Annotated in this window: 8 protein-coding genes; 5 read left to right on the top strand and 3 right to left on the bottom strand. The window is 72.3% G+C overall.

The features are described 5' to 3' along the window. Positions 1-484 precede the first annotated feature (484 nt). The 5 genes from WMF31_RS13900 (at position 485) to WMF31_RS13880 (ending at position 8,716) form a co-directional block, all read left to right on the top strand. Entirely contained in the window at positions 485-1,582 is a 1,098-nt protein-coding gene (locus WMF31_RS13900; protein ID WP_436602397.1) for a hypothetical protein, read from the top strand. Positions 1,583-1,926: 344 nt separating this feature from the next. After that, on the top strand, positions 1,927-3,198 hold the full coding sequence (locus WMF31_RS13895; protein WP_436602396.1) for a PGRS family protein: 1,272 nt from the start codon (positions 1,927-1,929) through the stop codon (positions 3,196-3,198). 748 nt (positions 3,199-3,946) lie between these two features. Further along, positions 3,947-5,029: a hypothetical protein gene (locus WMF31_RS13890; RefSeq protein WP_436602395.1), complete on the top strand. Its 1,083-nt coding sequence runs from the start codon at positions 3,947-3,949 to the stop codon at positions 5,027-5,029. Positions 5,030-5,091: 62 nt separating this feature from the next. Then, positions 5,092-6,636 carry a PGRS family protein gene (locus WMF31_RS13885; RefSeq protein ID WP_436602394.1) on the top strand — a complete coding sequence of 515 codons (1,545 nt, stop codon included), beginning with the start codon at positions 5,092-5,094 and terminating at the stop codon, positions 6,634-6,636. A 1,258-nt stretch (positions 6,637-7,894) separates the two neighbouring features. Further along, positions 7,895-8,716 carry a PP2C family protein-serine/threonine phosphatase gene (locus WMF31_RS13880; RefSeq protein WP_436602393.1) on the top strand — a complete coding sequence of 274 codons (822 nt, stop codon included), beginning with the start codon at positions 7,895-7,897 and terminating at the stop codon, positions 8,714-8,716. Between the two features lie 157 nt (positions 8,717-8,873). On the opposite strand, the gene WMF31_RS13875 is transcribed toward WMF31_RS13880, so the two are convergent. Genes WMF31_RS13875 through tssH form a run of 3 tightly spaced genes read right to left on the bottom strand, consistent with a single transcriptional unit; the run spans position 8,874 to position 12,794 of the window. Next, positions 8,874-9,695 (bottom strand): sigma-70 family RNA polymerase sigma factor, encoded by an 822-nt coding sequence (locus WMF31_RS13875; RefSeq protein ID WP_436602392.1) that lies wholly within the window; start codon positions 9,693-9,695, stop codon positions 8,874-8,876. Further along, a complete protein-coding gene (locus WMF31_RS13870; RefSeq protein WP_436602391.1) occupies positions 9,692-10,048 on the bottom strand; it encodes a hypothetical protein in 357 nt (118 codons plus the stop codon). Before WMF31_RS13870 ends, WMF31_RS13875 begins: the two co-directional genes overlap by 4 nt. 43 nt (positions 10,049-10,091) lie before the next feature. Further along, positions 10,092-12,794, bottom strand: a complete 2,703-nt coding sequence (tssH, locus tag WMF31_RS13865; protein WP_436602390.1) for a type VI secretion system ATPase TssH — start codon at positions 12,792-12,794, stop codon at positions 10,092-10,094. Positions 12,795-12,810: the final 16 nt, after the last annotated feature.

Raw genomic sequence — 12,810 nt, 5'->3', positions numbered from 1 at the left:
GCAAGTGACCCGAGACCGGCTCAGCCCCGAGGGCTTGAGGTACATCGGCGCGCAGCCGCGTCGCCGCGCGTTGCATCGCGGCGTGGCGGTGTGTGTGTTGTGCGTTGTGCGGCGGCGCACCTGCGCCGCGATGACGCCGGGCGGTGGATGAAATCGACACCGCCGGCCGCACTTTCTTGAGCCGATCTCTCCGCGCGCGCCGATCTCTTTGCAGGAGCCCACGCGCATCGCGGCGGTGCCCGCGAGCTCGGTCGCGCGGCGCCACGCGGCCGCGTGCAGCCCTGAGGATCTCGGTGAGCAACCAAACCAGTCTCGACCCGACATCACGACGTTCCCCTCCCTGCGCGCGCGCAGCGCGCGCTTTGGGAGGGGCCGGCGGCGCGCAGGCGCGAAGCGCCGAGCACCGACGGGGGGTGGGCAGCCCTCTCCCTCTCTGCTTCTTCCGCGGCGCACTGCCGCTCTTCCGATGCGGTAACAATTGCCCATGAAGACGCATCGTTCGATCGCCGCCTCGCTCCTCGCCGCCCTCCTGCTGTCACCCGCAGCCGGGAGCGCCGCCCCGCCCGCACCATCGCAGGCCACCTCGCCCGCGCCGCCGCAAGCCGACACCCTGTCGAGGACGGCCCACGAAATGCTCGCGAAGGGGGCGGAGGCGTGGAACCAGCGGAGGTACGACGCGTGCCGCGCGTGGCTCCTCGCGGCATGGAGCATCAAGCCGCACCGGCAGATCGCGGGCAACCTGGCGGCCTGCGAGATCAAGCTCGGGCTGTTCCGCGATGCGGCCGAGCACCTGTCGTTCCTGACCCAGGCGACCGCCGACGGGAAGCGGGGCGAGCTGAGCCCGGAGCACCGCCGCCTGTTCGACGACGCGCTGTCGAAGATCGCCGTGCTGAACATCGACGCCGAGCCCGGCGCGACGGTGCTGATCGACGGCAAGGCCGTGGGGCAGGCGCCCCTCTCCGCGCCCGTCTACCTGGAGCCGGGCACGCACACGCTGGAGGCCCGATCGCGGTCGGGCAGCACGGCGGAGTTCTCGAGGCGGTTCGAGGCGGGGGCGCAGAAGACGCTCACGCTGCACCCGCCGATGCCGAAGGCGAAGGTGGCCCCGCCGCCGCCGGCGCCGGCAGCAGCGCCGCCGCCGGACACGCCGGCCGCACCCGCCGCGCCGGCACCGCCGCCGGACACGCGGGTGCGCGACGGCGTGGTGATCGGTGGCCTCGCGCTCGGCGGCGCGGCGATCGCGGCGGGCGTGGTGCTGGTGGTCGTGTCGAGCAGCAAGGGCGAGGAGGCGAACGACGCGCTCCATTCGATCGTGAAGGATGGCGGCACGAGCGCATGCAACGACCCCGCGTTCAGCAGGGCGCGCTGCGACGCGCTCGCCGACGCGTACATCGCCGAGGGAACGACAAGGAACCTGGCGCTCACCGCCCTGGTGACCGCGGGCGCCGCGCTGGGCGGCGCGGCGCTCGCGTACGCGTTGTGGCCAGTCGAGGCGCCACGGTCAGCAGCTTCACGCGGCGTGCGCATCGCCCCGGCAGTCACGGCGCAGAGCGCCGGGCTTATGATTGGAGGTGCATTTTGAGCGAGCACGCGGCGGAGCGATGGACGACTTGCCGTGAAGATCAAAGGAAGAGGGTGATGCGACGCATGCGCTTGAACGGTGTCGTTGTCGTGCTGACCGGCCTCGCGGTCGCCGCTGGCGCAGGGTGCGGGACGCTGCCGCCGGACTGCCCCAGCCTGGCGCGGTGCGACCCGGCGGATGGCGGAGATGGCGGCGGCGGCGAGGGTGGCAGCACGCCGGAGGGGTGCGTGCCGAGCAAGAGCGGCGAGGCGGTGAACGACGGCTGCGGGGTCTTCGTCGCGGCTTCGGGGGACGACGCCGCGGCCGGGACGAAAACGGCGCCCGTCAAGACGATCCAGCAGGCCGTGGCGCGCGCGCAGCAGGAAGGTGCCGCGCGAAGGGTCTACGCGTGCGCCGAGACGTTCGAGGGCCAGGTCGAGCTGCCCGGCGGCATCGCGCTCTTCGGAGGGCTCGACTGCTCGAACGCCTGGAGCTGGATCGGCGAGACGGACAAAACAACGCTCACCGCACCCGAAGGCGAGATCCCGCTCGTGATGCGCGGCGGAGACGGCGCGGCGCGCGTCGAGGATGTCCACGTCACCGCGCGCGCCATCGACCCGAGCAACGAGACGGCGCGGGGCCTGTCGTCCATCGCCGCCCTCGCCGAGAGCGTCGCCGTCGAGATGGCGCGCTGCACGCTCGAGGCGGGCGATGCGGCAGACGGCCGCGACGGCGAGCAGTACGCAGAGCCAGCGCTCGCCGGCGAGCAGGGCAACCCGGGCATCGAGGCGTGCTCGGGAGCAAGGACCTTTGGCGGCGATGTCAAGCGGAATGAGTGCGGCACGCCGGACGACCTCAGCGACGATTCCACGGGCGGGCTCGGGGGCAATGGCACGCCGACCGAAGGTGGCGCTGGTTCACCTGGTGGGCCGGAGGGCACCGGTGGCCTTGGTGGTCTGGGCGCGACGACACTCGAGTGCACCGCCGGCACTGCCGGCGATGACGGCCTTCCCGGCGAGCCCGGCCCCAGCGCCACCGGCCTCGGCACGCTCTCCTCCTCCGGCTATGCCGGTCTCTCCGGCACCGCCGGCTCGCCTGGCACCACTGCGAAGGGCGGCGGCGGCGGCGGCGGAGCCAAGGGCGGCTCCGGTGCCAACCAGTGCGCGCCCGAGTCCGCCGGTGGTGCCAGCGGCGGCTCCGGCGGCCCCGGTGGCTGCGGTGGCAAAGGCGGCAATCCCGGCGCGCCCGGCGGTGCCAGCATCGCCCTCGTCAGCCTCGACGCCGAGCTGACCTTCGACGACGTCTCGCTCAAGGCCGGCCGCGGCGGCCGCGGCGGCAACGGCGCGCCCGGTCAAGACGGCGGCAACGGCGGCCTCGGCGGCCCGGGTGGCACCGTGCCGGCCGGCATCGAGGGCCTCAACCCCGGTTGCTCCGGTGGGCCCGGGGGCAAGGGCGGCAACGGCGGCAACGGCGGCGGCGGGCTCGGCGGCCATTCCCTCGGCATCGCCTACCGGGGCAAGCCGCCGCCTTCCAGCGGCCTCTCCGTCGAGACCGGCGAGGCCGGCCCGGGCGGGACCGGCGCCGACGACAGCGGTGCTGCCGGGGTCAAGGCGGATACGCTGGAATTTGCGCCGTAGCTACACGCCAAGGACCTGCCCCGAGAAGAAATCGCACCTCCACACAACAAAATCCGGCAACCATCCGTGCCTGTTCGTAATGGTGCACAAAGGGCACCATCGCTTCAAGGACCAGCGAAAGGGCCTTTACGTCCCTCGGCCGGAGCGGTAGGCCTTCGCCCGCACCTCGAGTGCAGCAGGTCGCCACTCCACGGAGTGCGACTCGGCGGGTCACCCGGCCTCCACGGAGGCCGGGTGGTGGCCGATGGGCAGCCGGAGCAATTCTCCTTCCACGCAAGTGACCCGAGACCGGCTCAGCCCCGAGGGCTTGAGGGGCATCGACGCTCAACCTCGTCGCCGCGCGTTGCAGCGTGGCGGCGCGTGTGCGTTGTGTGGCAGCGCACCTGCGCCGCGATGACGCCGGGAGGTGGATGAAATCGGCTCCGCCGGCCGCACTTTCTTGAGCCGATCGCTCCGCGCGCGCCGATCTCTTTGCAGGAGCCCACGCGCATCGCGGCGATGCCCGCGAGTTCGGTCGCGCGGCGCCACGCGGCCGCATGCCAGCCTTGGAGTGCTCGGTGAGCAACCAAACCAGTCTCGACCCGACATCACGACGTTCCCCTCCCTGCGCGCGCGCAGCGCGCGCTTTGGGAGGGGCCGGCGGCGCGCAGGCGCGAAGCGCCGAGCACCGACGGGGGGTGGGCATCCCTCTCCTTCTCTGTATCTTTCTTGGCGCACACCCGCTCTTCGGATGCAGTGGGAATTGCCCATGAAGACGCATCGCTCGATCGCCGCCTCGCTCCTCGCCGCCCTCCTGCTGTCACCCGCAGCCGGGAGCGCCGCCCCGCCCGCACCATCGCAGGCCACCTCGCCCGCGCCGCCGCAAGCCGACCCCCTCTCGAAGGCAACCCTCGAAATGCTCGCGAAGGGGGCGGAGGCGTGGAACCAGCGGAGGTACGACGCGTGCCGCGCGTGGCTCCTCGCGGCATGGAGCATCAAGCCGCACCGGCAGATCGCGGGCAACCTGGCGGCCTGCGAGATCAAGCTCGGGCTGTTCCGCGATGCGGCCGAGCACCTGTCGTTCCTGACCCAGGCGACCGCCGACGGGAAGCGGGGCGAGCTGAGCCCGGAGCACCGCCGCCTGTTCGACGACGCGCTGTCGAAGATCGCCGTGCTGAACATCGACGCCGAGCCCGGCGCGACGGTGCTGATCGACGGCAAGGCCGTGGGGCAGGCGCCCCTCTCCGCGCCCGTCTACCTGGAGCCGGGCACGCACACGCTGGAGGCCCGAGCGCGGTCGGGCAGCACGGCGGAGTTCTCGAGGCGGTTCGAGGCGGGGGCGCACAAGACGCTCACGCTGCACCCGCCGATGCCGAACGCGGAGGTGGCCCCGCCGCCGCCGGCGCCGGCAGCAGCGCCGCCGCCGCCCGTCGCGCCCGCGCCGCCGCCGGACACGCGGGTGCGCGACGGCGTGGTGATCGGCGGCCTCGCGCTCGGCGGCGCGGCGCTCGCGGCGGGCGTGGTGCTGGTGGTCGTGGCGAACGGCAAGGGCGAGGAGGTGAACGATGCGACCCGGGCGATCGCGACGGACGGCGGCGCGAACGCATGCAACGACCCCGCGTTCAGCAGGGCGCGCTGCGACGCGCTCGACGACGCATACATCGCCGAGGGGACGACGAGGAACCTGGCGCTCGCCGCCTTGCTGACCGCGGGCGCCGCGCTGGGCGGCACGGCGCTCGCGTACGCGCTGTGGCCGGTCGAGACGCCGCGAGCAGCGGCTTCACGCGGCGTGCGCATCACCCCGACAGTCACGACACAGAGCGCCGGGCTCACGATCGGAGGTGCGTTTTGAGTGAGGACACGGCGGACCGAGCGATGATTTGGGGGGACCGAAGGAAGCAGGGAATGCGACGCATGCACTTGAACGGTGTCGTTGTCGTGCTGGCCGGCCTCGCGGTCGCCGCCAGCGCAGGGTGCGGGACGCTGCCGCCGGACTGCCCGCACCGGTTCCGGTGCGCCCCGGCGGATGCAGGAAGCGGCGGTGGTGGCGAGGGGGGCAGCACGCCGGAGCGGTGCGTGCCAAGCAAGAGCGACGAGCCGGTGAACGACGGCTGTGGGGTCTTCGTCGCGGCTTCGGGGGACGACGCCGCGGCGGGGACGAAAGCGGCGCCCGTCAAGACGATCCAGCAGGCCGTGACGCGCGCGCAGCAGGAAGGTGCCGCGCGAAGGGTGTACGCGTGCGCGGAGACGTTTGGGGGCCAGGTCGAGCTGCCCGGCGGCGTCGCGCTCTTCGGCGGGCTCGACTGCTCGACCGACTGGAGTTGGATCGGCGAGACCAAGACGATCCTCACCGCGCCCGAAGGCGAGATCCCGCTCGTGATGCGCGGCGGCGACGGCGCGGTGCGCGTCGAGGATGTGCACGTGAGCGCGCGGCCGATCGACCCGAGCAGCGAGGCGGCGCGGGGCGTGTCGTCCATCGCCGCGCTCGCCGACAGCATCGCCGTCGAGATGGCGCGCTGCACGCTCGAGGCAAGCGATGCGGCGGACGGCCGCGACGGCGAGCCGTACGAAGAGCCGGCGCTCGCCGGCGAGCAGGGCAACCCGGGCAGGGAGGCGTGCTCAGGGGAGATCGTCGTACCTGGCGGCGTCAAGCGGAATGAGTGCGGCACGCCGGACGACCCCAGCGACGATTCCACCGGCGGGACGGGTGGCATCGGGCAGATGACTGAAGGTGGCGCTGGTTCGCCTGGTGGGCCGGAGGGCGCTGGTGGCCTGGGTGGCGCGGGTGAGAGGGCACAGGAGTGTACCGCCGGCACCGCCGGCGACGATGGACTCCCCGGCGAGCCCGGCCCCAACGCCACCGGACTCGGCACGCTCTCCTCCTCCGGCTACGCCGGCCTCTCCGGCACTGCCGGCTCGCCGGGCACCACCGCGCAGGGCGGCGGCGGCGGCGGCGCCAAGGGTGCCTCCGGGGCCAACCAGTGCACGCCCGAGTCGCCCGGCGGCGCCAGCGGCGGCTCCGGCGGCCCCGGCGGCTGCGGCGGCAAGGGCGGCAACCCCGGCGGACCGGGTGGCGCCAGCATCGCCCTCGTCAGCCTCGACGCCGAGCTCACCTTCGACGACGTCTCCCTCAAGGCCGGCCGCGGCGGCCGCGGCGGCAACGGCGCGCCCGGTCAGGAGGGTGGCAACGGCGGCCTCGGCGGCCCGGGGGGCACCGTACCGGCCGGCATCGAGGGCCTCCACCCCGGTTGCTCCGGCGGGCCCGGGGGCAAGGGCGGCAACGGCGGCAATGGCGGCGGCGGCCTCGGCGGCCATTCCCTCGGCATCGCCTACCGGGGCAAGCCGCCGCCTTCCAGCGGCGTCTCCGTCGAGACCGGCGAGGCTGGCCCCGGCGGGACCGGCGCCGGCGACAGCGGTGCTGCCGGGGTCAAGGCGGATACGCTGGAATTTGCGCCGTAGCTACGCGCCAAGGACGTGCCCCGAGAAGAAATCGCATCTTCACACAACAAAATCCGGCAACCACAAGCACCTGTTCGTAATGCACCACGAAGAGCACCATTGCCTCAAGGACCAGCAAACAGGCCTTTACGTCCCTCGGCCGGAGCGGTAGGCCTTCGCCCGCACCTCGAGTGCAGCAGGTCGCCACTCTGCGGAGTGCGACTCGGCGGGTCACCCGGCCTCCACGGAGGCCGGGTGGTGGCCGATGGGCAGCCGGAGCAATTCTCCTTCCACGCAAGTGACCCGAGACCGGCTCAGCCCCGAGGGCTTGAGGTATATCGGCGCGCAGCCGCGTCGCCGCGCGTTGCACCGCGGCGTGGCGGTGTGTGTGTGCGTTGCGCGGCGGCGCACCTGCGCCACGATGACGCCGGGCGGTGGATGAAATCGACGCCGCCGGCTGCACTTGAGGACGGCCTCGGCGGCCCGGGGAGCGCCGAGCCGGCCAGCATCGAGGGCCTCAACGCCGGTTGCTCCGGCGGGCCCGGGGGCAAGGGCAGCAACGGCGGCGGTGGGCCCGGCGGCCACTCCCTCGGCATCCCCTACCGGGACAAACCGCCGCCTTCCAGCGGCTTCTCCGTCGAGACCGGGCGGCCCCGCCGTTGCCGGCGCCGGTCCCGCCGCCGGCAACAGCTGGGCCGCCGGGATCAAGGTGAATACGCTGGAATTTGCGCCGTAGCTACGCGCCAGGGACATGCCACGAAAAGAAATCGCATCTTCACACAACAAAATCCGGCAACTACCCGCACCTGTTCGTAATGCATCATGAAGGGCACCATCGCCTCAAGGACCAGCAAAAGGGCCTTTACGCCCCTCGGCCGGAGCGGTAGGCCTTCGCCCGCACTTTGAGTGCAGCAGGTCGACACTCCGCGGAGTGCGACTCGGCGGGTCACCCGGCCTTCACAGAGGCCGGGTGGTGGCCGATGGGCAGCCGGAGCAATTCTCCTTCCACGCAAGTGACCCGAGACCGGCTCAGCCCCGAGGGCTTGATTGTGCATCGGCGCGACAGCCTCGTCGCCGCGCGTTGCGCGGCGGTGCACCTGCGCCGCGATGACGCCGGGCGGTGGATGAAATCGACACCGCCGCCTGCACTTTCCTGAGCCGATCTCTCCGCGCGCGCCGATCTCTTTGCAGGAGCTCACGCGTATCGCTGCGGTGCCCGCGAGCTCGGTCGCGCTGACGCCCACGACCGCGTTGGCCATCCGGTGCGAGGAGGACAATCGTGTATCCACAGCTCGCCGTCGAGGCGGCAGCACAATCGCACGTGGCGCGCCGCCATAGCCACAACGAGGGCCGGCTCGCGACACTACCGTGCTTCGGGCTGTTCATGGTGGCCAGAGGACTCGACGGCAGCACGACCGGAGAGATGACGTCGCGCACGGCCATCGAAGTGATCAAGAGCTGCCCCGAAAACAACGGTGATCTGGAGGACACATGGCCACACAGCGCGACAAGACCGCAGGGCCGGGACGAGGTGCGTGTGGCATTGAGCGTGAGGCGGGCCAACCGTTCGATCGACGAGGTGAACCAGCAGCACGAGAAGGCGCCCGACAGCGCGACCGCCTTCGCGGGCGTGCTGCTCGCGCCCGGCATGGCGTACATCGCGCACGGGGGTGACACGCGGGTCTACCGGATGCGCGGAGGGACGATGGAGCGGCTCATGCGGGATCACACGCCGCCGGAGGAGCTGCTCGCGGAAGACAATGGCCCACGGGAGGAGGTCAGAGCGCTGGGCGACCGGGCAAGCGTGGTGACGCGCGCGCTGGGGTGCGACGAGGACGCGAACATCCTATCTCGTGTCGAGGCGACCCACCCGGGGGACCTGTTCCTCGTAGGCTCCGACGGGCTGTGCGGCCGGGTGCCCGAGCGGCGCATCGCGGGCGTGCTCCGGGCGCATGGCGGCCTCCGCGTGGCGGCGAGCCTGCTGATCGACCTCGCGATCGAGCATGGCGGGCCAGGCGACGTGATGTGCGTGCTGGCGCGGGTGGGAAGCGGGCCACGCGCGCGGCGGTCACGCGTGCGGCCGTCACGTACACGGCGGTGACGCGCTGCGATGGGGGCGACCGCTCCCGCGCAGCGACACGCTTCGGCTGGTCGGTGGCTCGCGCGCGGGAATGCGCGGCGCGTCCATCGGAGCGGCAGTCAGGCGCCCAGGGCACAGGCACGCAGCCGAGGGCACCGACGAGCACGTCTCGCCGCGGCTATGCCTCGTCGAGCGGCAGGACGAGCTCCGCCGCCGGCGGAGACGAGATCCCCCGCGCAACCAGCATCCTCCGCAGGCGGGTGAGGATTTCCTTGCAACGGCGCTTGACCGTGGCCTCGCTCAACGACACACGCGCTGCGGTCTCCGCGATCGTCAGGCCCTGCTCGTACCGCAGCTCGAGCAGCCGCCGCCCCTCCGGCGACAGCGCCCCGCGTGCTTCCCGGAGCGCGCGGATCGCCCGCGCATAGGCCTCCTTCTCGACCATCGCCTCCTCCCCGAAAGGCGCTCCGCCGCCGCGCCCCAGCGCGGCGGCCATGGCGAGCCCCACGTCGTCGCACACATCCCCCAGGTGCCGGTCGACCTCGCCATCGCCGTCGGAGAACACGTCGGTGTCGTCACGCAGGGTCGCCGCCAGATCGAAGCCGGCCCTGCGCATGGCCTCGACCAGAGAGCGCGCGGCGGGCCGCGCCTGGTGCGCACAGTCGATCATCGCCCCGAAGGCGCGCCGCCAGGCGTAGGTCGTGAACCGCTCTCCGAGGCAAGCGTCGTAGGACCGCGCGGCCAGCACGAGCCCCTCGTAGCCGGCAGACCGGAGCTCCCCGCGCAGGCCAGGGAACCGCCGGAGCGCGAGCGCCCAGGCGAGGCGGTCCACCATCGGAATCGCCGCCTCGACGAGCTTCTGCTGCCGGGGTGTGAGCGGAGCTGACGACGCGCCCGAGCCCCCCTCGGCGCCCGCCGCGCCCTCGGCGCCCCCCGCGCCCTCGGCGCCCCCCGCGCCCTCGGCGCCCCCCGCGCCCGGCTGGCCCGGCCCGTCGCTCACGAAGAGCCCCCCGCCGGGGCACGCCGCCTCCCTCCCGCCCCCGTGGGGCGATCGCGCGCATCGCCCGGCAGCGTCGCGCCGTCCGCCGCGCGTCCGCAGGCGGGCGACGCGCGCGTGCCGCTGCGCTCGACGCGCGCAGCCCGGCGCAGCCGATCGACCATCGGCCTGACCTCGGGGTGCGTCGTGAGCACCACGAACAAGAGGTCGTCCATCGCCTCGAGCGCCTCGGCCGGGAGCAGGCCCCGGTACGGCGAGAGCGCGCGCTCGATGTGCCGCGCCACCACCGGATCGTCGAGGAGCACCTCGTCGTCCTCGGCCGTGGCGCCGGCGTCCTCCACGAGCTCCTCCTCCATCGAGCCACCTCCCGCGCCGCGAGCGCCCCGACGCGCGCGCACCTCAGTCCGAGAACGCGATCGTGAAGTTCTTCGCGGCGTCGACGCCGATCTCGACCCGCTTGGGGAGCGGCCCCTCCGACATCTTCTCGAGGATGGCGACCGAGAGCTGCGGCAGGAGCGAGGCCCGGAGGATGTGATCGATGTTGCGCGCGCCCGTGTCGACCTCGGTGCAGCGCGCCGCGATCGTGTCGACGAGCGCGTCCGAGTACGACGCCTCGATCCGCTGGCTCTTGCGCAGCCGATCGACCAGCGCGTCGAGCTTGAGCCGCGTGATCTCGCCGAGCGCGTCGGGCGAGATCGGCAGGTACGGCACCGTGGTCATGCGGGCGAGCAGCGCCGGCTTGAAGTGCGCGGAGAGCGTCGGCTTGATCGCCTCGACGATCTCCTTGATGAACTCGCCGTCCGCGTCGAGCCGCCGCGACGGGTCTTCTTCCCGCGCGGCGAGCGTCATGTTCGTGATCTTGTCCGTGGCGAGGTTGCTCGTCAGGATGATGACCGTGTTCTTGAAGTCGACGAGCCGCCCCTCGCCGTCGCTCAGCATGCCCTTGTCGAACACCTGGTAGAACAGGTTCATCACGTCGGGATCGGCCTTCTCGACCTCGTCGAGGAGCACGACCGTGTAGGGCCGCTGGCGCACCGCCTCGGTGAGCATGCCGCCCTCGCCGTAGCCGACGTAGCCGGGCGGAGAGCCGATGAGCCGGGAGACCGTGTGCTTCTCCTGGAACTCGGACATGTTGATGACCGTCATCATCCGCTCGCCGCCGAACATGAGATCGGCGATCCCGAGCGCGGTCTCCGTCTTGCCGACGCCGCTCGGCCCGACCAGCAGGAACACACCCTGCGGCGTGCTCAGCGGCTTCAGCCCCGCGCGCGCGCTCCGCAGCTCCTTCGCGATGGTCACGATGCCGTGCGTCTGCCCCTTGATCCGCCGCGTGAGCCGGTCCTCCATCTCGAGGAGCGCCTTCACGTCGTCCTGGACCATCTTGCCGACGGGGATGCCCGTCCACGCCGCGACCACGCTCGCGACCATCGCCTCGTCGACGTCCGGCCGGATCAGCGGCACCTCGCCCTGGCTCTCCTTGAGCTCGTCGAGCGCCTTGACCACCTCGCGGCGGGCGGCGTCCCGCTCCTCGGTCGTCTTGGCCTCATCCATCTTCTTGCGCGCCTCGATGACCCGCTGCGTGCCGGCCGTCTCCCGCGCGTAGGCGGCGCGCACCTCCTCGAGCTCGGCCCTGGCCTTGGCGAGCCTGTCCTTGAGCTCGGCGACGCGCTCCTCGTCGATGTGCACGCCCCGGTCCCGATCCCGCTCGAGCGCCTTGAGCTCGCTCTCGGTGTTCACGATGAGGATCTCCGCGTCCTCGACCGCGGCGGGCCGCTGCTGCAGCGCGACCTTCACCCGGGCCGCGCACGTGTCGAGCAGATCGACCGCCTTGTCCGGCAGCTGCCTGCCGGTGAGATACCGCGCCGACAGCCGCACGGCCGCGGTCACGGCCTCGTCCTGGATGATGACGTTGTGGGCCTGCTCGAACTTCGGCCGCAGCCCGCGGAGCATGACGACGGCCGAGGGCTCGCTCGGCTCGTCCACCTTGACCGGCTGGAACCGCCGCTCCAGGGCCGCGTCCTTCTCGATGTACTTCTTGTACTCGCTCCACGTCGTGGCCGCGATCGTCCGGAGCTCGCCGCGGGCGAGCGCCGGCTTGAGCAGGTTGGCCGCGTCGCCGCCGCCCTGCTGGCCGCCCGCGCCGATCAGCGTGTGCGCCTCGTCGATGAAGAGGATGATCGGCTTCGGCGACCCCTTCACCTCGGCGATCACCTGCTTCATGCGGTTCTCGAACTCGCCCTTCACGCCGGCGCCCGCCTGGAGCAGCCCGAGGTCGAGCCCGAGGATGTCGACCCCCTGCAGGAGCGGCGGCACCTTCGGGTTCTCCGGCGTGCTCTCGACGATGAGCAGCGCGAGCCCCTCGACGAGCGCCGTCTTCCCGACGCCCGCGTCGCCGACGATGATGGGGTTGTTCTTGCGCCGCCGCGCGAGGATGTCGATGACCTGCCGGATCTCCCGCTCGCGCCCGAAGATCGGATCGATCTGGCCCGCGCGCGCCTTGCCGGTGTAGTCGATGCAGTACTTCGCGAGCGCCGAGTCGGCCCCCGCGCTCGCCATCCCGGCCGGGAGCTTCCCCGCCCCGGGCGCGCCCGCGCCCGCCGACGCGACCGACTCGGCCTCCTCCTTGGAGCCGGAGACGATCTTCGGGAGGCTCGCCTTGAGGTCGTCCTTCGAGATGCCCTCGAGATAAGCGCCGATGCCGCTCACCGAGTAGCGGGTCGGCTGCTGGACGAGGCGCTGGAAGAGCACGCCGCTCCGCACCCGCTGGTAGCCGTACTCCATCGATCCGATGAGATAGGCGTCCTGCATCCACTCGAGCATCGTCGGCGAGAGCACCGGCCTGCCGGCGTTGCCCTTCCGGAGCTCCTCCAGGCTGCGCTGGAGCGCGGCGCGGAGGTGCGACGGGTCGAGATCGTAATGGGACACGAGGAACGCGATGTCGGAGTTCGCGTCGTCGAGCAGCGCGAGGAGCAGGTGCTCGAGCGTGACCTCGTAGTGGCGCGCGTTGACACACTGGCCAATCGCCGCCTCGAGGGCTGAAGTGCAGTTCTTGGTGAGTCGCTTGACGATGGCCTTGGTGTCGACGAGCTGCATGCGGGGCATGCTAGCCGAGCCGCGT

The sequence above is a fragment of the Sorangium sp. So ce1036 genome, from assembly GCF_051369805.1.
GTDB lineage: Bacteria > Myxococcota_A > Polyangia > Polyangiales > Polyangiaceae > Sorangium > Sorangium cellulosum_F.
Note: the sequence above shows the minus strand (reverse complement) of the source record. Positions and strands in the feature narration are given on the sequence as shown.